The sequence below is a fragment of the Mycobacterium tilburgii genome, from assembly GCF_902168065.1.
GTDB lineage: Bacteria > Actinomycetota > Actinomycetes > Mycobacteriales > Mycobacteriaceae > Mycobacterium > Mycobacterium tilburgii.
Map to the genome: position 1 here is coordinate 1 of NZ_LR655748.1, position 19,595 is coordinate 19,595.

18 protein-coding genes and 1 pseudogene are annotated in these 19,595 nt (G+C 62.9%); 6 read left to right on the forward strand and 13 right to left on the reverse strand.

Annotated features, from left to right (window positions below; translation table 11 throughout):
- Positions 1 to 194: 194 nt before the first annotated feature.
- The 8 genes from FQ389_RS22910 to FQ389_RS22875 form a co-directional block, all read right to left on the reverse strand.
- Entirely contained in the window at positions 195 to 797 is a 603-nt protein-coding gene (locus tag FQ389_RS22910; RefSeq protein WP_313901993.1) for an RNA-binding protein, read from the reverse strand.
- A gap of 65 nt (positions 798 to 862) precedes the next feature.
- A complete protein-coding gene (locus tag FQ389_RS22905; RefSeq protein WP_144209241.1) occupies positions 863 to 1,582 on the reverse strand; it encodes a hypothetical protein in 720 nt (239 codons plus the stop codon).
- Positions 1,582 to 4,101, reverse strand: coding sequence for a hypothetical protein (locus FQ389_RS22900; protein WP_407662917.1), 2,520 nt, complete (start codon positions 4,099 to 4,101; stop codon positions 1,582 to 1,584). The genes FQ389_RS22905 and FQ389_RS22900 overlap by 1 nt, the downstream gene beginning before the upstream one ends.
- 707 nt (positions 4,102 to 4,808) lie before the next feature.
- A complete protein-coding gene (locus FQ389_RS22895) occupies positions 4,809 to 5,201 on the reverse strand; it encodes a Fis family transcriptional regulator (RefSeq protein WP_144209235.1) in 393 nt (130 codons plus the stop codon).
- A 258-nt stretch (positions 5,202 to 5,459) separates the two neighbouring features.
- Positions 5,460 to 6,266, reverse strand: coding sequence for a dihydrofolate reductase family protein (locus FQ389_RS22890; RefSeq protein ID WP_260860835.1), 807 nt, complete (start codon positions 6,264 to 6,266; stop codon positions 5,460 to 5,462).
- 588 nt (positions 6,267 to 6,854) lie between these two features.
- Positions 6,855 to 7,073, reverse strand: coding sequence for a hypothetical protein (locus tag FQ389_RS22885; RefSeq protein ID WP_260860834.1), 219 nt, complete (start codon positions 7,071 to 7,073; stop codon positions 6,855 to 6,857).
- Positions 7,074 to 7,089: 16 nt separating this feature from the next.
- Positions 7,090 to 7,965 (reverse strand): ParA family protein, encoded by an 876-nt coding sequence (locus tag FQ389_RS22880; RefSeq protein WP_144209228.1) that lies wholly within the window; start codon positions 7,963 to 7,965, stop codon positions 7,090 to 7,092.
- An 89-nt stretch (positions 7,966 to 8,054) separates the two neighbouring features.
- Positions 8,055 to 9,554, reverse strand: a complete 1,500-nt coding sequence (locus FQ389_RS22875; protein WP_260860833.1) for a ParB/RepB/Spo0J family partition protein — start codon at positions 9,552 to 9,554, stop codon at positions 8,055 to 8,057.
- A 978-nt stretch (positions 9,555 to 10,532) separates the two neighbouring features.
- Between FQ389_RS22875 and FQ389_RS22870 the strand changes: the two genes are divergently transcribed.
- Positions 10,533 to 10,880: an EsaB/YukD family protein gene (locus FQ389_RS22870; protein WP_260860832.1), complete on the forward strand. Its 348-nt coding sequence runs from the start codon at positions 10,533 to 10,535 to the stop codon at positions 10,878 to 10,880.
- Here the strand turns inward: FQ389_RS22870 and FQ389_RS22865 are convergent.
- The 4 genes from FQ389_RS22865 to FQ389_RS22850 form a co-directional block, all read right to left on the reverse strand.
- The gene (locus FQ389_RS22865) at positions 10,812 to 10,991 is read right to left on the reverse strand and encodes a hypothetical protein (RefSeq protein ID WP_327021946.1); all 180 of its coding nucleotides are present in this window, start codon (positions 10,989 to 10,991) and stop codon (positions 10,812 to 10,814) included. The genes FQ389_RS22870 and FQ389_RS22865 overlap by 69 nt on opposite strands.
- 254 nt (positions 10,992 to 11,245) lie before the next feature.
- Positions 11,246 to 11,470 (reverse strand): hypothetical protein, encoded by a 225-nt coding sequence (locus tag FQ389_RS22860; protein ID WP_144209225.1) that lies wholly within the window; start codon positions 11,468 to 11,470, stop codon positions 11,246 to 11,248.
- On the reverse strand, positions 11,470 to 11,676 hold the full coding sequence (locus FQ389_RS22855; RefSeq protein WP_327021944.1) for a hypothetical protein: 207 nt from the start codon (positions 11,674 to 11,676) through the stop codon (positions 11,470 to 11,472). Before FQ389_RS22855 ends, FQ389_RS22860 begins: the two co-directional genes overlap by 1 nt.
- A gap of 24 nt (positions 11,677 to 11,700) precedes the next feature.
- Positions 11,701 to 12,012, reverse strand: a complete 312-nt coding sequence (locus tag FQ389_RS22850) for a hypothetical protein (protein WP_144209222.1) — start codon at positions 12,010 to 12,012, stop codon at positions 11,701 to 11,703.
- A 223-nt stretch (positions 12,013 to 12,235) separates the two neighbouring features.
- Here FQ389_RS22850 and FQ389_RS22845 point away from each other — a divergent pair, with 223 nt between their 5' ends.
- A complete protein-coding gene (locus FQ389_RS22845; protein WP_144209219.1) occupies positions 12,236 to 12,736 on the forward strand; it encodes a cyclase family protein in 501 nt (166 codons plus the stop codon).
- On the opposite strand, the gene FQ389_RS22840 is transcribed toward FQ389_RS22845, so the two are convergent.
- Positions 12,669 to 13,115 carry a helix-turn-helix transcriptional regulator gene (locus FQ389_RS22840; protein ID WP_144209216.1) on the reverse strand — a complete coding sequence of 149 codons (447 nt, stop codon included), beginning with the start codon at positions 13,113 to 13,115 and terminating at the stop codon, positions 12,669 to 12,671. The two genes, FQ389_RS22845 and FQ389_RS22840, sit on opposite strands and share 68 nt — an antisense overlap.
- Before the next feature lie 445 nt (positions 13,116 to 13,560).
- Here FQ389_RS22840 and FQ389_RS22835 point away from each other — a divergent pair, with 445 nt between their 5' ends.
- The 4 genes and pseudogenes from FQ389_RS22835 to FQ389_RS22820 all read left to right on the forward strand — a co-directional run bounded on the left by FQ389_RS22835 (position 13,561) and on the right by FQ389_RS22820 (position 18,988).
- Positions 13,561 to 13,761 carry a hypothetical protein gene (locus tag FQ389_RS22835; protein ID WP_144209213.1) on the forward strand — a complete coding sequence of 67 codons (201 nt, stop codon included), beginning with the start codon at positions 13,561 to 13,563 and terminating at the stop codon, positions 13,759 to 13,761.
- Positions 13,762 to 15,233: 1,472 nt separating this feature from the next.
- Positions 15,234 to 16,367, forward strand: a complete 1,134-nt coding sequence (locus tag FQ389_RS22830) for a hypothetical protein (RefSeq protein WP_260860831.1) — start codon at positions 15,234 to 15,236, stop codon at positions 16,365 to 16,367.
- A gap of 125 nt (positions 16,368 to 16,492) precedes the next feature.
- A pseudogene (locus FQ389_RS22825) lies at positions 16,493 to 17,172 on the forward strand (DnaB-like helicase N-terminal domain-containing protein); the annotation flags it as partial.
- Positions 17,173 to 17,698: 526 nt separating this feature from the next.
- A complete protein-coding gene (locus FQ389_RS22820; RefSeq protein ID WP_144209208.1) occupies positions 17,699 to 18,988 on the forward strand; it encodes a S8 family peptidase in 1,290 nt (429 codons plus the stop codon).
- Positions 18,989 to 19,595: the final 607 nt, after the last annotated feature.

Genomic DNA, 19,595 nt, shown 5'->3' on the forward strand with positions numbered 1-19,595 from the left:
CTCTGGAGCCGACTGCGTCGGCTCTTAACCCCTTTCCCTCGGGCCGGGCAAGCCCGCCCGAAATTAGCTAGCCCCGCTAATCGCTTACGCGATTAGCGTATTGTATTCACCTCGTCACGATCGGCTTTCCACTTGGCGCAACCGCTGCCGCGGTTGCCTGACGCGTACGCCTGATCAATGCCACCGGTTGAAGCCTAACCTAAGGGCTCGCAACTTTCGAATCCAAGCTCGTTCGCTAACGCAGCCAGATCTACTGGTGGCGCATCCGCCATCCATACCTGGGTACGGCCAGCAGAAAGGCACTTCGCGATGGGATGGACCCGCCATGCCAGCTGTCGGGTCATCACGGCATAGGCGAGGAACTGGGCGTGAAACCGCGTCGCCAGTGTTAGCTTGGCCACTATCCTACCGCGACGGCGCAACTCCCCCACAGCCCGCCTGCTTGCGTTGGTGACGGCAACCTGACGCCATGGCTTACCGTGGATTTCCATGATGGCGACGGTGTGCGGGTTGAGCCAGCCTTGTTCACGCCAGGCCGGCAAGATCGAGCGTTCGTCGTTGATCGCCTTGAGCGCATTGAGCGCGTATTGGTACTGCTGTTCGTTTCGGCGCTCGACCTCGGCTGGACCGCGCTGCAGCTGAGTGATTCGGTGCTTGGGAATCGCCAGCCGGCGAGACGGCGGATGCCGGCGAGAGATCCAGCGCCGCACTGTGGACACTGAGACGCCCGCATACTCCGCAACAGCGGCGACATTGACGCCACCGCGGATAGTGGGGCCGTAGCAGTCCAAAAGCATGCCGATGAGCCTTTTGCGGCTCCAGCGCGGTCCCCTCGCAGACCGTATCGCTTTGGCTGCGTTGCTCATTCGGGTGTGACGATACCGAAATCGTCGATGGTGACGAAATCCCAACCGGCGACGTATTTGTCGTCGAAGAATTCCCTCATCCAGTCACGCAGCCCGCTGTCGCCGCCGTCCTCGTAGGCACGCAGCATCGCCTCGAGTTCCTCGGGACTGATGTCGGTGGCCACGCGGCGATCGCGCGCGTAGCCCTGGTCGTAGCCGCCGACGCCCTGTTCGCCGCTGATCCAGATCTTGCTGCCGGTGCACAGCGCCTGGCTTCCCTGCGGGCTGGCGCGAAAGTCCGACGTCGCCGCGCGACGGCCGCGTTTGGTGGTCGTGACGCGCCGCGCGGCAGCACGGATCGCCGCCAGTCGACCCGGCGACGGTTTCTGGGTTCCGGCGGCCCAGCGGCGCACCGTGACTGGGGAAACTCCCAATGACTGCGCGGCGGCTTTCGCGTTGACCGCGCCGCCGCGGGGGCCGCGGCCGAATGCGGCTTGCAGCATGCCCCGCATGCTGGCGCCTTCAGCGGAGTCTGCCTCGCGCCGCCCTGAGATGCGCCGCACGAACGTGTTGCTCTGGGATGCTTGTGCTTGCCTGATGGCTTGGCGCACCTCTGTTTTCGATACACCTAGACCATGCGCAGCGCGCTCGACGTCGACCGTGTCGTTGGCGACCGAACCGTAGCCGGCCAGGTCGCCGGCGCTGATCCGGCTGCGCCGGCGACCTTGCCTGGCCATCAGCGGCTCCCGTCATCATCGTCAACGGTGCTCGGCAGGGATGCGCGCCAGTCGGCGGCGGGAACTAAATCGCGTTTGCCGCGATAGTCGCGCCCGTTGAGGTGCTCGAGGTGCTCGGCAAGCAGCCCGGAGGCCTCCGGTTTGTACTGTCCGAAGCCGCGGCCGAGCGACTCAGGCCCGCCGGGCCACGCTGTCACAGGATCTGGGTCGTCGGAGGCGTACAGCACGGTGTCGGTGGCTACCGCCAAGGGCCACTGTCCAATCTTTTCGCCGATCTGCTGTAGCCGGTAGACGATGTTGGCCTTGGCTTTGGAAAGCACATGCAGTCGCCGTTCTGGGCTGTAGGCGGGTTTTCCTTTGAGGTGCTCGTCGGAGCCGATGATGCCGATTCCGTGGGTGCGGATGATCTTTGCCTGATCGCGGGCGGCCTGGGCGTCGGCATCATCGATGTCCAGCATCGTACTGGCGTCGCGGAATCGTTCGTACCAACCGAGCAGCACTCGACCGTGCCGCGACCACAGCCAGGCCTCGAGGACCTCCGGCTGGTAGCCGAGTGCTGCGGCGCGTTCCAATGTGGGGGTGCACACCCATTTAGGGCCGGTGAAATGAAGTCCCCTGGGGTTCAGCACGTATGGGAGCCGCCAGTCGGACGGTTCAGGGATGTCGATTAGCCAGTATCCGGGCGTCTTGGCATCGAAGCGTGCGCCGTCGGGGTGGTGGACCGGATCGCCGATCGGCAACTCCAGGCCGGCGATGCCAGCCACATATGACCCGCCGCGGTCGTAGGCATGCACGTAGCGGCGTTGGCTTTCCTCGCTGGTGGGTTGCCGTGACCAGTCGAAGTCTGATTCGACGTCACCAATGCCGAACGGCGGGGTGGTCGTCGATGGTGCGAACACGTCGTCTCGCCACTCTTGCGGTGACCATGTCTTGGTTCTGGTCTGCAGCATCAGGTCCACGGCGGATACTCCGGCGTTGATCTTCCATGGAAACCGCAATGTGTCGGCGAGCAGTTTGAGTCGGTGGGCGATCTGGGCCGGTGTCGGTTCGTCAGCTAGGATCGGCATCTCGTCGGGCCCGCAACCCATGCCGGGGATGAGTGCGATCATCACGCCGCGCTTGTCGTCGCGATAAACGCGGGTCCATGTGCCGAGCCGTTGAGCGTGGGGGTCCCCCCCCGCTCCGCCGAGGTTCCAGCCGTCGTTGACGGCGAGGGTGACGAAGTCGATGCCTTCGGTGAGTTGGCGCAGCGACTTGGCGCGATCGCGGCGGCTAATCGCGTCGACGTCGATGCCGAAAGCCAGGCACGCTGCGTCGGTGATCCAGATCTGGCCTGGCTCACTGTAGGTCGGACTGAGTCGATAGCCGAGGTGATGTGTGTAGGCCAGCTTGGCGACCTGCCCGACATGCGCGATCGGCTCGGTGAGCTCGACGCGGGTTCCGTCGGCGAGCCACAACCCGTCGGTGTGGAGGACCGCGGCAGGTGAACCACCGGACACCACGTTGGACCCTGCGGTGCGGCGCGTTCGCGCACCTTTGGCCGGCGACTGCGGCTTTGGGTTGCTGTCCTGACTTGGCTCCGTCTGCGCGGCCGGGGCGGTCGCATCGGCGGTGCGGCGCCCGGCAGCTTCTCCTACGGACGCCTGGCCCTCGGCGCTCCCACCGCTACTACTGGTTTGTGGGACAGTGCCGGAATCGATGGGCTCAGTGTTGGCGGCAACGTCGAGCGCCGCGGTCAAAGCCTCGACCACCTGGGTCGTCGTCTCGGCGGTCAGCACCGCCAAGATGGTGTCGTCAGTCACGCTTGTGCGCCCGGTGACCGTCATGCGTCCGAGCCGAGAATGAGTATCAGACAAGTCAATTCGGGCGTTTGTCGCCTCGTCGCGGCCCAGGGCGTAGATCATTGCGGCACCGCGGGCGTACACCGGCCAGACCCGGTATTCGCGAGAGATCCGCATCGCGGCGCGCCGGCCGCGGAATCGCACGCGCGCGGCGATTGTCGCGGCCCACGCCGGCTGGAAGTGATGACGCCAGCTCTGGTCGAGCCAGGCGCGGGGGTCGGCGAGCGCGTCGAGATAGTTGGCGGCCGCCGACTCGACCAGGGCCCGCATTGGCGGATCGTCGGCGAACTCTTCCCTGGCTTGGCGAAGCCGCGTCGCCCAGGCTTCCAAGATGCGACTGTGCTGGGGCCACACGATTGCGCCGTCGATCGCCAGTTGCTCCGCGCCGAGTTCGGCGCCCCCGTCGCGAACGTCGTTTGCTAGTCCGTCGAGATCTTCGGTGCTCACCCATGCCTGCACGGCTTGGTCGACCTTCATCTGGGGGTGCGGGGGCGGCAGCATGTGAGGAACTTGCAAAGTGCTTGCCGGGGGCAGCGTCACGTGCCATAGACCGAACGGCCGCTTCGCCTCGTGGGCGGCTCGCGTCGCGGCCACGGCGTCAAGTATCTGCGGGTTTCCGTGCCCGAATGTCAGGGTTCCCGCCGAGGCGAGCTGGGGGCACTCCTGGGTCAGCCACACCAATTCGTCACAGTGCTCGAACTCTTGCTCTACTTCTGATGCCGGCGGACACCAGGCCGGTTGAACTCGCAGCTCGGGCATAACTTGAGCTGGCAATACCCCTGGGGCTATGACGACAGCACCGCGACGCTCGACACGATTCCGCATGATGTGGTCATTTATGACTGCTCCGCAGGCAGCCGCATTGGTCGCCGGCAGCCCGCCTAGCGTGGCGTACCACCGCCGTAACCGACGACCGAGTTCAATCACGTCCTCTGCCACCCCATCATTGCTACCGGCCAGCCAGGGGTGTTGCTCTGCCACGACTTCGACCGAAACGCGCTGGGGGCCAATACCACGGGACAGCACTACCCCACCGGGAGCGCGCCGCAGTTCCCAACCGCGGCCGACGAGGGCCGCCAAACTCTGCCCCATCTGCTTAACCAGCTGGGCATCGCTGTCGCCCGCATTGTGTTCTGGGCCGATCAACTGATGACAGCTAGCGCCAACCAACCACACCCTTGCGGGTTCAGAACTGCCCTCCCCCGTGGCTCCGGAGGGTATCGGCTGCAGCAGGCCACGCTTATGCGCCCATTGGATCAGTTTCTCCAGCTTGTCTGCGCCGTCCACAGGCCCGGTGAGCCGGTCACCGGCAACCGTAAATGAGCCCGCGGCAGAGAGGATCACGACATGACGGTCAACGAGAGCCGTTGATGCTGGCAGACCAGTCATGTTGGGCCGCCTTCGGATGCGTGGGTGCGTGCGGCAATGTAGGGGCGGATGCGGGCGCTGACTCCTTGCTGGGTCATGCCGAGAACGGCCCCGACTTCGGTGTAAGTCGCTCCGGCCGTTATCGCAGCGACGGCGGCCACCCTTTCATCGAGGCCGGCGGCGCGCAATAGCGTTGCTTGCACGGCTTTTGTCTCTCCGGTGCTGCCCCGTTGCACGGCTCCCACCAGGCGGGCACGTTGCGTGGGTGTGACTTTGCGTCGAGCCACGCGCCGCAGCCAGATATCCACTGCCGCCTCAAGTGAAACGTCTGCCATCTTCGCGGCGAAGTTTTCGGTATCCCGTTGTGCCGCAGCCTGAATCAGGGCGACAGTCAGGTAGCTGGTCATCATGCAAACCTACGTCCTGCATAAGCCCTTAGCATGTCCGGGATGCTAGCCAGCTAGCCTGACACGCACAACCACTGCTTGTTCTACGGCACAAGTGCGTTTTGTGCACATCGACTCAGAACGGATGTGGCGAGCGGGTGATACGCCACCAGCCACCTCGATGGTGACCCACTTTCCCTTGACGTAGATCATTTCGCGGGGATCTGCCCCACCGTCGCCGACAGCGGTTATGTATTCGACCGTGGCATGTTGGCGTCGGCCTTAGTTGTACCGGGCCACCAGTGCACGCACTCGGCGCTCGTTGTCCGGCGTGCGTGTCACGAACACCGGGGCGGTACTGTAGCGGTCGCGCAAGGAGCCTTTGCTGAATGCGGCGGCGTAGGCAGAGTCGATGTAGTGCGAGAAGCGAAATCGCCCGTACTGCAAGGCGTCGTTGAGGTCGAACACTTCTGAGCGGGTAAGTCGGGTGCGTTGCCGCGCCCTGGCGTTGTAGTGGGCGCGCCCTTTGGAGCGTCTGGCGAGCATATGGCCCAAAGAGGCTGCGTGTTCAACCATTTCGTCGGGGTAGAGGGCAGTGGAGGCAGTAAACATGGCGCGGTCGGCTTTAGTCATCTTGGCGTTGTTGGACAAAGTGAAGTTGGCGGCGGTGCCGCCGAAACTGCGTTCATGGGCCAGTTCTCGGCAGTAGACCTGCTTGGCGATGCGCGTACATGCCGCGTTGATTTCGTTGGATCGTGTGGCGGGCTTGCGTGTAGATCTCTTGTTTGGCGGAGATGTAGGTGTTGCGGGGAGTTGCTCGGAATTGCGCCAGGTGAAGTCCAGGTCCTGCCGGGAGACCAGGAGCTTGCGGACGTCGCCGAGCTGCTTGGCGAATTCGGCGCCCTCTCGGGCGGGCCAGGCGCCGGCGAAGCTGTCGTAGGTCTTTCGGCCGAACAACATTGTGTCGGCCCCGCTGAACGTGGCATCGACGGCCGCGCCCGTCTCATCGTTGAACGGGAAATACCACTGGTCGGGCGCCTCGACCACACCGTCGAGAGCGACGAACAAGCCTGCCTTGATCTTTCTCATCTTGGCATAGACCGCTCGACACGGCGGAACTCATCGCGCTGGTGCCCCAATGCTGCGGTCATCGGCCTGTAGCAGGTCGACGAGCACGCCGCACAAAACATCTTTCGGGCCGGTCTGGCCCACTATGCGCACGCCGCGTGAAAAGAAGTCAGTCGCTTCCAGCGGCGGGAGCATTGATCAGGATCTGTGACGTCGTTTGGTCGTGAATTCGGCGTCGGTGTCAACGTTTTCACTGCTTACCGATGCACAGCTGCGACACAAACGCACCGGAAACGAATACGGGTCTTTAACGGTACGGGTAGCCGCGTCGTCGCGCACTCCCCACATTACGCGAGGACGGCAACAATAGCGCTCTGCCGGAGGTCTAACAATCTCGACACCGCGTAGGCTGCTCTGCGTATCGCAGAGCCGTGAGTTGCTCTGACAGTGAAGCGCTGACCGATTGAGACGGCCATCCGTTTCCGAGCTCCTCAGCCGTCGGTCCCTGGACCTCGTCTCACGGGGATTTCCAATTGGACAGCGGGTGACGTTTCAGATGAAAATTAGACACGAATTTTGAGTCGTCTGCAGCAGTTTGAGTGAAACAACTCAACGGCGGCCTGGATCTAAACGCTGGCTGTCCGGAAAAATCTCTCGGTCGAAGTTGTAGTCGCGTGCGATGACTTGCAGTTGGGCGATGATGGCTTCGCGGAGGAACTGCGCGATGGTGTAGCGACGGCCGGTGGCGCGTTCGACGATGCGCACCGCTGCGCGGGCCCGCTGGTGTAGATCGGTGGGAATGTTGACCTTGCTGACGTCGCCAGGCATGGGCTGATCTACAGGTTTAGACATTGATGGCCGCGGGGCGGAACATTCCGTGGCGCTTCATGTGGTCGATCACATTCTCGTAGTCTTGATTGACGTCCTTAGCGCGGTATCCGTAAAGCGGAACCGGCAGGTAGTTGGTGTAGGCCTCGTCGACGATCGAGCTGCGGCGAACCGGCGGAGTGACCTTGTCGCCGAAGCCTTCTCGAAGATATTCCATCTGTTCGCGGTAGACGGCACCGGTGGCCGGCACGGCGCACGGAACGATTGCGATCAGCGGTACGTCGATCCGGAAGCTTTTTTTAAGAATGGCCAGTTCGCGCAGCAAATCCTGAATACCTTCTGATTCTTTGCCTGCGGGTTTGGTGCAGGTGATCAGTCCCCATGAGCCTGCTTGGCCGTTCTCCTCGACTGAGGCCGCTATCAACGCTGTCGTCACCAGGGCGCTGTTTGAACCGGGGGAATCGATCAGCGTGACATCTACCGGCGCCGCTCCTTCGAGTGCATCTCTAAGCCGCATCACTCCCCCGACCACCGCCGGCAATTCGACCATCAGTTTGTCCAGGGTGGAGCGAGCCGCTGGGACCACGGTCAGGTTAGCGATGAGGCCGTCAGGATCATTGATGTAGGCCGGTTCACCACCGTCATGGGTGTAGCCCTGGATGATGCGGGCAGGCCGTTCGATGTCGTTGATGTCCGCTTCCAGGCGCAGCACGTCGGCGATGGTCGTGCCGGTGATGTTGGGGTAGCCTAACCAGGTGCTGGCGTTGGCCTGTGGGTCGAGGTCGATGACACGGACCCGCAGCCCCGTGGCGGCCAGTTGGACGGCGGTTGTCACGACTGTGGTGGTTTTTCCGACGCTGCCGGACAGGTTGGCGACCGCGTAGGTGGACAATTTGATCTCCTATCGCTTCGGGGCTGCGGCGGGGCCAGTGATGCAGGCTGCATCGGTTGGGGTTGTTGCGGCGGGTGATGCAGGCTGCATCACGGGCGGGCGGCGTCGAGTTGGCTGCGTTCCCAAGGAGTCGGCTGGTAGCCGACCCGATTCATGAGCAATTCGACGTGGGCAACGGCGTCGTTGTCCCAGGTCTTGTCCTTTAGTTCTGCGGTGTGCAGTTCGGCTGCGGCGACGGCTCGGTGCCATGCCCGGGCATTGCGGGCCTTATCCCCTGTGCCGTCGGAGCCGGCGTCCCAGTCTCGTAGCAGGGCGCCGACCGCTGATGTCGCGCTGCGGGCGGCGACACCTGAAAGGTACTGGTTTACGAGGATTTTGAGCAGGTCTGCGTTGGAGGGCTGATGGTTGATCAACATGGCGCAGAACTGCCGGCGCTGCGCCTGGGCTTCCGCGGCGGCGGTTTGGGCGCGCTGCTTTTCTGCGAGCGCGGCGCTTCCATCGTCGACTGTGTCGGGTCCCGCGTCATTGGGCGGCGCCAATGCGGCGTGATCGTCGTCGGCTGTGGCGGCATCCGCGGGCGTCTTGTCTGTCGGTGCATCATGTCCGGCGGCCGCGGGTCGGGCGTAAAGGTCCAGCGCTCCTGAACCGGGGTTGATGGCTCCGATGACGTCGACACCGGGCTGGTAGTCAGCGGCGCGGTACTGGTGGCAGTTCTCCCCCAGTTCGGTGCGGGGGTTGTCGACGAGCGGGATCCCCAGCACGGTGGCTTTGGCGCGGGCCTTGCGTTCGGCGATGACGTGCTCGGCGGCCCGGGTAGCCAGCATTCCTCTGTCTAGGACTAGCTCTAGAGCTTGGACTTGTTCAGCCTTACGCTGCTCGGATAGCTGGTCGGGATCCTTATTTTTCTGCCAGCGCCGCGACGGGCCATAGGGCAGTGCGCCGGCAAGAGCGGCTGCCTCGGCGCTGGGCAGCTGGCCGGCGTCGACGGCTCGGCGTAGTTCGGGTGCCAATAGCAGCAGCGCCAGTCGGCGTGACACCGTGGCCTGGTCAATGCCTAGGCGCTCAGCGATGGCGCGCTGCGACAGTCCTAGCTCGGAGTATCGGGCGAAAAGTTTGGCCTGGGCGAGATCGGAAAGGTCTTGGCGACCCAGGTTTTCGGCGGCCATCGCGTCGAGGTCACCGTCGTCGGCCATGATCGCCTCGTCGACGACCGCTGGCACGGTGTCGCGGCCGGCTTCCAGTGCTGCGGCGCGGCGGCGGTGACCGTAGACCAGCACGTAACGCGCCTGCGGGGGGAGATGTGCAGCGACGGATGGTCTGGCCACCAGGAACGCCTCGCGCGGCACCACCAACACCGGTAGGCGCACGCCGTTGGCGCGCACGCCGTTGAGTAGTTCTTCCCATTTGGGGTCACCCGGCTGCGGTTGTGACCGGCTTGGGTCGTTGAAGGGGTGCGTAGCAATTTCGGCGACCTGGATTTGCACCACATGGTGGGCTTCGTCGGTGGCGACGGCTGATATGCCTGCGATGAGGCCGCTGTTCTCAGTGGGGGAGTCGCCGGTGGTGGGGGAGAGATCGGCGTCTGGCACGGTGTCTCCGCCGGCGAGTTTGGCGAACCTGTTGGCAGTTTTTCGGCTGCCAGGCTTGGGGCGGCGGGGCGTGTGAAATGTGATCGTCTCTGCCACGGGGGCTCCTCTCGAAATACCGGCATTAGGGTATTGGATCGGTGTCGTGGGGCACGCGTTGGCGACGGCGTGTCGCCAAATTGACGGCCAGTATTCATGTGCCTCTGGAAGTGATGCAGGCTGCATCATCCGCGCTAAGTCGGGTTGGCAACGGCGCTTGGGGGAGTGGGTGGCTTGCCGAGCCAGGCCGGGCTCCAGCAGCACCAAAACGATGGAAGGGGCTGATGCGGGGGAGGCATTTCGACACCGAGCAAAGGATTTGCGTGCCACCTGGGAGGCCGGGGTTGCCCACGTGTGCATCGGCTCCGCATAGCTGTCTATGTCGTCTGCGCATATACCGTAATGCGCGATATGTGTACTGACGCACTGTCAGCGCGTACGTGTCGCATCTGTCGTTCGGCCGTTGTCGGCATGCTCATACGCATACGCACAGGCAGTATTAGCGAACGGGATAGGCGATTTACTTGCCGTGTCCACCTTGTGTGCTCTACTGCGAGCACGCGGGCAAGGGCCGGGAACGCGGTCCATTAGTTCTCGCACCAGGTCTGATTCGGCCATCGGCTACCCCTTTCGCAGCGGGCCCAGGACGACAAAGTCCCCACCACGATCCGCATTAACAGACGGACGCTGAAGAGGCTGCGCACCCAGGAGAAACGCTGGTCGACGACGATGTCGTTCATCGTTGAGCGGGCATTGGAGCCCGTGCCTAGCAGGCGTGGTTCCTCGCGTTCACCGTGCAAAACGACGACAGCTTGGAAATGATTGCAGCCCAAAATGATCCCCGCACGTCATACATCCTCAAGAGCCAGGACTTCGAGGCGACGATAAAGATCTCGAAGCTGCACTACAACATGATCCTGCTCGACTGCGGAACCGACCACCTTGTCGATCAGAGAGCTGATCCCACGTATCCGGGCCACGCTGGCCTCTGGCCGCGACGACGAGCTGGTGGACGACACCCTCGACGAAGACGGACCGCGGCCGTATTCACTTGCGCCACTTAGAGGTACACCGTTTATCCTGGACGCCACCCTGAAAACGTTGGGCGTCGACTACGGCGAGCAACTCATACTGTGTAAGTTGCCGCCCGGCCTGGCTGCACCGCCGGTGGTCGAGGACATCGCCGACGCCTCGGCGATCCATTCGGCCATCCAGGCTGACCTACACGTTACGCGCCGAGAACAATGTGGGAGCCCGCAAGACTGTTCCCCGATCGCTAAACGAGGTTAGGTACATGTCGTTGCGAGCGTCAATACGCGCCGCGGTGGTGAGGTGGATGCTAAAACCCGGGTCGCTTAGCGCCGTGCCGATCGTGGAGCGCAGATTCTCAGAAATTCCCACAACAGCGTAGGCCTCGTTGAGCAGCGCGGTGTCCGTTTCGGCGCGGCCCAGTGCTCGAGCCTCGCACCCAGGAGTGCTTCAGCGTTGGTGGCCGCGATAGGCCCTTGCCCTTGGATGCTTAATTGGTCAAATACTTGCTGCCACAAACCCAAATAGGAGCCGGCTAAACCGTGAGCAACCTGCACTGGACTGATGCAGATAAATAAGGGTAGTCGCGCACCTGGCTGCTAAGCGGCGCTAGCACACGGCGCACGTCATGCCAACGCTTGGCTCGAAAATAGATGACTGGCAGGACCTGGTTGTGCAGCCAGGATCCGGTCGTCGAGCAGCTCGCGGGCACCCGCGTAGTCACCGGTTGCGGCACGGGCGACCGCGCAGGCCATGGCCACTCCATTGGCGCCGTGGGCGTGCAGCTGAATGTACATGCCGATGTCGAACACGAAATCCACAGCGTCCGCGACGAAGTCGGCGACCGACATCAATTCACCGCACGTGCCAATCGTGCGTAGGCGTTTTCGAGGACCTCGCGGCTGACCGCTCCGTTGGCGGCCAGACCAGGCCACCCGTCACACTGGTCGGGATGTTGCGCGGTAAGCCGCTCGAATCCGCTGCGTGCGGCCCGCTTGTCGGCGACCTGGCGGTGAACCGTAGACCTCTGCTCCCATTGCTGCGCAGCTACTGACAAACAAGTCCAGCACGTCGCTGCTGGTCATCGCTTCTCCAGGACCGCGGCCACTTGTTCGCTGACCTTCCTGTTCACCTGGGCAAAACCTGCCTCCGACATGGCCAGCAGCAGTTCGCTGAGCTTGTCACCAGGATAGCGGTCAAACAGGTCCTCGGCGAATGTGGCGGCGTCGACGACCATGCCATCTCCGGCGAACACGATGGCGTTGTCGCCGTCCGGGCAAGCAACCTCCACACGCAGGTGCTCGATATTGCGGCGCGCGGCGTGTATTTGTTCGAGAAACTCACGCCCGCACGTCATTTCGGCGACCACAGCGGGATGCAGTGGGATGTCCATCAAGTGTCGCCTAACGCTGGTGGTGTGGCTATTCGGGGTTGGTGCGCGCCGTCGAGCAAGCAATTAAAATCCTGCACCAACCAGCCAGACCGCGTAACCGAAACTGTCACCTACTCGTGCAGCAGGCCTGGCGACGGAATCGAGGCTGTCAGTTTGTCACACCGCTTGGCGCCCGGAGAAGTATGTCATTTACCCCGGCGGTCCCCAGTACCGGTTGCAGCCTATGGCAAGCTTCGATAGCGAGGGCTATGCGCTCAAATATGTTTCAGTCGGGGAACATACCGGAACCCATTGGGGCGCGCCGTGCCATTTCAATAAAGGTGAAGCTGCTGCCGACGAGCTGGAGCCTGAAGACTTTTTGTCGAGGCCGTACAATGGTTGCTGCGGACCTCGACCAGCTTACTGCGCGCGGGTTTTGGCTTGCGGTTGGCGGCTTCATCAGCGCCGGCGGCACTGGATCGCCTGCAACGGTTTACGCCTTGAGGCCCAAGGTCGTCGCATCTACGACACCCATCTAGACTATTTTGGACTGGGAATCGGACTATATCGGATTGTGTCTTTTGGCTGGTTAGCTGCGCGCCGTCGCCTGTTCACGGATTGGACGGTCGCGGTTTGCAAGGTGACCGCTGCGCCGGCTGCTGGAATTTCCTCGAGGTTCATACCGGGGCGCCGGCCGGGCGGTGACGGGCGCGCTGGTAGGCGACCCGATATTCCTCGACGCTGATGCCGAGGTGCTTTGCGAGTTCGAACGCGTTGGCGTCGGTCAGACCGATGTCGGCGCGTTCGATTCCCCGCAGAGTGGTGGTGGCGATTTTGGCGGCGGCGGCCAGCTCGGGCTGAGTCATTCCTTTGATGACACGCCAGTCGCCAGGGTAGCGCTCGTGGGCAGGGATATTGACGACCTGCTCGATGGCGGTGTCAAGGATGCGCATAACGCGAGCCAGCAGATCCACTTGGGGGGTTCCACGACCAGCTTCCCATGCATGCACGGTCGACTGGCCGACATCGGCGAGGCGGGCCAGGTCGGCGACGCTGATGTCTTTGCGCCGGCGAGCCTCGGCGAAGGCCTGCGGATTGAATCCGCGCAGCACGCGCCGCGTCATACCGGACCTGCAGCGCGGTTCATAGTCAAAAAGATTCACCGAGGTCTCCACTTTTCTGTTAACTTAGCTGTCATAGAATGTTGTCTTATTAAGTTGGAGCGTACGGCGTGATGCGGAGGGATTCGGTGAAACTGCTTCGCACACTTGGCGCAGCGCCCGACACCTCAGATGCCGGCACTTGCCGGCTTTGAGCCTCGTTTCGACGTCATTCCCGCGCTGCGGGCGCATCAGCCGGTCGAGGTTGTTCGGCCGTTGTACTAGTGGGCCAAGTGCCTACGTGATCGCGAGGAAATCCTGCTGGGCGTTGGATTCGACGCGAAACGAGGATGTACGCCGGCATGTGGGTGCCCGAACGTAAAGAGAACGGCGCGGCCATGGACGAGCTACGTCGCATCGCCGGCCCGGACCCCGACATGGCTGGGCTTGCCGCACTGGGGGTCTCGGCATGAGGACGGCCAAGGTAGCGACACCGCGGCGGCCGCGCCAGCACGGGTTCGCTTCGGTGCTGTCGGATGCCCGGCTTAGGCTGTGCGTGGTGCGTGAGTGCCCCGAGGTGCGGGCCCGGCAACGTGGCGGCGCTGTTGACATTCACGCCGATCGGCGCCTACATGACGCCAACATCGACGCGATGAGGGAGCAGTCGTGAGTGCGGTTGTTGGACAACAGAAACAGCGATGGATCAATCACCGCCTGACGGCGCACCGGATGCGTGATCGGGGCCAGTCGCTTAATGCAATCGCCGACATTTGCGGGTCACCAAGCGCTCGGTCAGTCGTTATGTTGCCGCGGCCTAAGCCGCTGGATGTCGAGACCGAGGTTGATTTGGAGTGTCCGGGCGGCTTGGCGCGGTGTTGGGACGGCTGCACCCACATGATGTGCGGCGCCAGACGGTTGCCTTTTTTACCCAGCCTTCGCAACTTCGACCACTACCAGGTTTTGGGTTCGATTCGGGCCCACACCACCGTCGTCAGCGGTGGTGCCGGCCTGCCGACACCACCGGGGCATGCTGTCGAACTTGTTTCGGCAATTCAGGGTTGTCGGCATGTGCATCGCTGTCATGGCGCTTGCTGGCCAACATGACTTCCAAATCCTGACCAAAAGGGCCGGCCGAATGCGGGCCATGCTCAACAGCAGGCGGTTTCGCCAACTAGTCGCGGATCAGTGCGTGGATCTGATCGCCGACCGTGATAGCGGCTACTGGGGGTTGCGGTGGCCTCTGGGCTCGGAATGAGAGGCGTCGCCGTCTCCACAACCCACCGGACCGGTGCAAAAGCCAGGGATGAGCGTTAAGGGTCGGCGATCAGCGACTCACTTGATGGTGGTCGGCCGGCGACCATTGCATCCATGGTGCTTGTTTTGTTAGCGCGGTTGGTGGGCCGGGCGGCGCGCCATCTGGACGCTTGCAATTGCTAGCACGGCGACGCCTTTGCTGTCGGTACACATAAACCCCTGTTGCCCAGATGGTTATCCCTGGTCAACCGACAGTACGCTGCGCCAGCAAACATGTTGTAAAGGTTGCCGAGAGCGGCCCCGCGATCCCTGCCGGCGCAAGCAGTAACGCCAGCAAACAACAAAGTAACGGTGGGGAGCCGTGTCGATCTCAGTTCTGCGGCCGTTGGCGTGGTCCGATGAACCGGTCGACTCGGTAGAGGAAGGGAGGACCGCCGCAGCTGCTACCCCCATATAGGGGTTATGACAACGAAATACAGGGATTAAGAAGACAGATGCCCCCAGGAGGGGGATCTGGGAATCGATCAAAAAGGTCGAATCCTCGGAGCGCCAACTCCGAGTTTCCGAGTTTCGTGAGACCTGAAGCGCCAACTTAGAGTCTCGGTCCCCCATGTGAACAGGGAGAACACCGTGGAAGGTAATTCTCAGGGTACTGCTTACCCTGGACATGATTCAACACAGCCTCGCGGAGTGTCACAAAACCGCTCGGCGAGCTGGGCGAACACAGGACAGTCATGTGTGTGTCGCGACCGCGCAAACCCGGCACGTAAAGGTTGCCGGCACCGGCCTCGAGTCGGCTTTGTCGATGCCGCGCTGGTGCGTGAACGCGTGCAGGCACACGTAGGCCGGCTAGGACTTCGGGGAGCGCGCCGCCACGTGCTAGCCGCAGTGCTTGGGCTGCTGTGTGGCTGGAGCAGAATCACCGACGACCGGGTGGCGCTGAGCCAACTGGTCGATCTGGTCGCGTCAGCCTGTGGGCATCGCTACAACCTCAAGACCATTGGGCGAGCCTTGGCGGACTTGGCCGCCGACGATGTCATCGTCTACCGACCGGCGCAAGGCCGCGGCACCCGGGCATTCATCGCCATCCATGACCGCTTTGTCGGCGACATCGCGGTGCTCGACCGAGACAGTTCGGGCCGGGTCATCACCGCTTACAGCAACCGCCTCGACCATGATTCCGTCACCCTTTCAAGCTGTTCTCCTTATAGAAACCAATCTCATTACCTCCCTACCCTCCGCAACCGAACGCAGCCCCGCGTTACCCGACCGACTGAAGTCGATGTCTCTTCGCAGGAGTTGCGCGACGTGCTGCAAAACCTCCCCGCCCCGATGACGGAACTGCCTAAACACCTGCGGTGGATGCTGGGCAGGGAAATCCGCCAGCGGCTACAAGCTGGATGGCGCCCGGATCAAATCCTCGAGGTGCTCTCAGCGCCGATGCCTACCCAAGTGCAGCGTCCGTGGCGGTTAGCGCTGTGGCGGTTACGGCACAACATGGTTGGCACCGGCCCGCGGCTGCGGCTCCTGCAACAAGCCTGGGACGCGCACGCGGCGGCCGAGGCGAAAGCCGCCGCCGACAACACCACCACACGCTGGTACAGCGACGTGTTTGCAGCGACCAACGCTGATCAGCGTACTGATCTGCTGCGCGCCCATGAGGTGAAGTTCAGGCAGCAGCCCACAGATCCGGTCGCGGCGTTGGCTGGGGCAGGTCGGCGAGCGTCTCAACTGTTCCCAAATCTGCCGTTGGGGGTCGCGTTGGCGCGATGGGCCGCCGAAATCTTGGACAACCAGCCCAAATACGCTGAGGCAGAGCCGAGTCCGGCTGGGGCGGCGAGCAATGACCTGCTGATCGAGTTGGCGATCGGTGGATGCCAGTGCGTGGTGTGCGGATCCCGGCAAGCGATCGCCCGCGCGCAGTTGCCGCTGAAATCATTTGTGTGTGACCAGTGCTGGCCGCTCATCGCCGCTGAACTGGACGAGCAGGGCACCGGTGTCGACGACTGGGTGGCGGCGTGACCGATCTAGACAACCGTCGCACCGGTGCGCGGCCGCGGCCGGCCACGCGCCCAGGCCCACACCGACCTGGAAGATGCCCGTCACCACCGTAGGACCTCGATGCCGAACAGTCAGTGCTGGTCGGAATGCTGCTGAGCAAGGACGCGATCGCCGACGTGCTCGAAAAGCTGCGACCAGCAGACTTTTACCGGCCCAACCACCAAGCCATCTACGCGGCCATCCTGGATCTGTACGGGCGCGGAGAACCTGCGGTTATGGTTGCGGCAGAGCTCGACCGGCGCGGTCTGCTACGTCGCATCGGCGGCGCCCCCTATCTGCACACCCTGATCTTCATGGTGCCCACCGCCGCCAACGCCGGCTACTGCGTCGGAATTGTCGCTGAAAAGAAAGGCGGTGTTGCGCTGCCTGGTGCAAGCCGGCATCCGGGTAGTCCAGTACGGCTACGCCGGCGCCGAAGGCGCTGATGTGGCCGAGGTCGTCGACCGGGCACAAGCCGAGATCTACGACGTCACCGACAACCGAGGCAGCCAGGACTACACGCTGCTGGGCGATCTACCGCAAGACACCATGGACGAGATCGACGCCATACATTCCGGCTCCGGGCGCACCCACAGCGTACCGACCGGTTTCGTCGAGCTCGACGAGGTCACCACCGGGCTGCACGGCGGGCAAATGATCATAGTCGCCGGCAGACCCGGCCAAGGCAAAACCGCACTAGCAACTCGACATTATGCGATCCTGCTCCATCAAACATGGTACGGCCAGCGTCATCTTCAGCCTGGAGATGAGCAAATCAGAAATCGTGAGCGGCTGATCCGGGCCAAAGCGCGCCGGCTCAAACATAAAGGCCGAGTAATGGGTTTGTTGTGTGGCGCAAGCTGCGCGGCGAGGTAAAATTCTCACAGGGCTCTTTAGGGCTCTTCAGCAGATCGGAGTGCTCCGCATGACTACCCAGACCGAGCAAATCGTGTCTGAGGACCAGGCCGCCCAGGCCAAGTCCCAAGTCGGCGTGCAAGCTAAGACATGGTGCTACTCGCTCCAGCCCAGCACACAGGCCGCTGTCAACTTTGTGAACTTCCCCTCCGGCGCAGCAGGCCAGGGAGGCGGTTTTCAGCGTAAGGGACAACGGCCAAGTCGATGCGTTCGCGTTCTTCTGAGCCCGACACAACTCAGAGACTCTGCGTGGCCGCCGCCGAAAGTTGTCGACGGCGGCACCAGGGGTTCGTCGAGTGTGGTCCGGCTGGAGCCCGCTTAGGCTCATTGCTTCCCCCTCGCGCGGCTCGGCGGCTCAACACACAACCCGTGGTGCACCTAAGGAAAGGTAATTTGTCGTGATACAGCCAGGAAATTCCGCTGGATCCAAACCGGCACAGACGACCGGCCGCTACGTGGTCGTATTTGCAGACGATAGCCCAGTCGCCCCTGCACGTGCTCTTCAGTCGATCGCGGGCATGTCGAATGTGGTTCGGAGCGGCGACTTTGAGGCCCACGCGATGGATCTGGAGCGGACCCGGGCCACTGAAGGCACCGTGTTTGACGCGCTCGGCGTTGCTGTGGTGAGCGCGGACCCCGACCAACTCACCGCACTCCAGACGGCGTCGTCAACGCCGGAGACAATCCGGGCTGTCGAGCCTGAACTTGTCCATCACGTGTTAGCGGATTCAGCGGGGCCATCGATCGATTACATGCGCGGCTACCGCGACGGCGTCACCGACCTGAGCGGGCGAATCAACGACACCACAGCCCCGCTTGCGGCCGCGCTGCCCGCATTTCAGGACACCGCACAGTTCACATGGGGATTGCAGGCCACCGCGGTGAGCACGTCACCACGATCTGGTCACGGCGTGAGCGTCGCGGTCCTCGACACTGGGTTAGACCTGAGCCATCCGGACTTTGCCGGTCGCCCGATCAATGCCCAGTCGTTCGTCGCTGGAGTCGGCCCCCAGGACGGACACGGGCACGGCACGCATTGCATTGGCACCTCTTGCGGGCCGCAAACGCCCCCGGATACCCGCCGATACGGCGTCGCATACGGCGCGGACATCTACGTCGGAAAGGTGCTCGACGACAGCGGGTCCGGCGTCGATCAGGGAATTCTTGCCGGGATCAACTGGGCCGTCACTAACGGTTGCAATATCATTTCGATGTCGCTCGGCGCCGACGTCCCGCAAGTTTCTCGAGCCTATGAGCGTGTCGGGCGTCGTGCCCTCGCGGCGGGGACACTTATCGTCGCCGCGGCCGGAAACAACGCGCGCAGGCCCGGCGACCCCGGCTTCGTCGGTGTACCCGCAAACAGCCCGTCGATCATGGCGGTCGGTGCGCTGGACTCTCAGTTGAACATCGCCTCGTTCTCGGCTCGCAGCAACCCAGTCAACGGCGGCCAAGTCGACATCGCAGCACCGGGTGTTGCCGTGTATTCGTCTTGGCCAATGCCCACCCGCTACAACACCATCAGCGGAACCAGCATGGCCACCCCGCACGTGTCCGGCATCGCTGCCCTGTGGGCGGAGGCCACCGGCCAGCACGGATTAGCCTTGTGGGGCTCGCTCGTGCAGCACGCACGCCGAATACCGGTGCTTTCCGTCGACGTCGGATCCGGGTTAGTTCAAGCGCCGCAGTAACGGAGCGACCGTGGTTCCACCAACTATCGAAATCACCGTGGCGGTCGACGATGAACACCTCGGTAACGCCATCACCGACGTAGTAACGGAGTTGCGCGCTAACGGCATGCAAGTCAATGAAGTTCACGCCGCTATCGGTGTGATCTCCGGATCGATCGAGGAAGCCTCCGCCCAGTCTCTCGAAACCATTCCCCGGGTAGCGTCGGTCGAGCGTTCCCACACCTACCGACTACCACCTCCCGACTCTGCTACACAGTAGTGATATGCGGGCCTAAGCCGGGGCCTTGCTCGTCGCGGTTAATCTGTGTCATCGCTCGTCGCGGTTAATCTGTGTCATCAAGTCCATTGATGGCGGATGATCGGGTTTCCCGAGTGACAGAACGGTTGTCGATAAGGCCAACCGTCACATCAGCAGAGCAACCGGTGGCATTGATCAGGCGTACGCGTCAGGCAACCGCGGCAGCGGTTGCGCCAAGTGGAAAGCCGATCGTGACGAGGTGAATACAATACGCTAATCGCGTAAGCGATTAGCGGGGCTAGCTAATTTCGGGCGGGCTTGCCCGGCCCGAGGGAAAGGGGTTAAGAGCCGACGCAGTCGGCTCCAGAG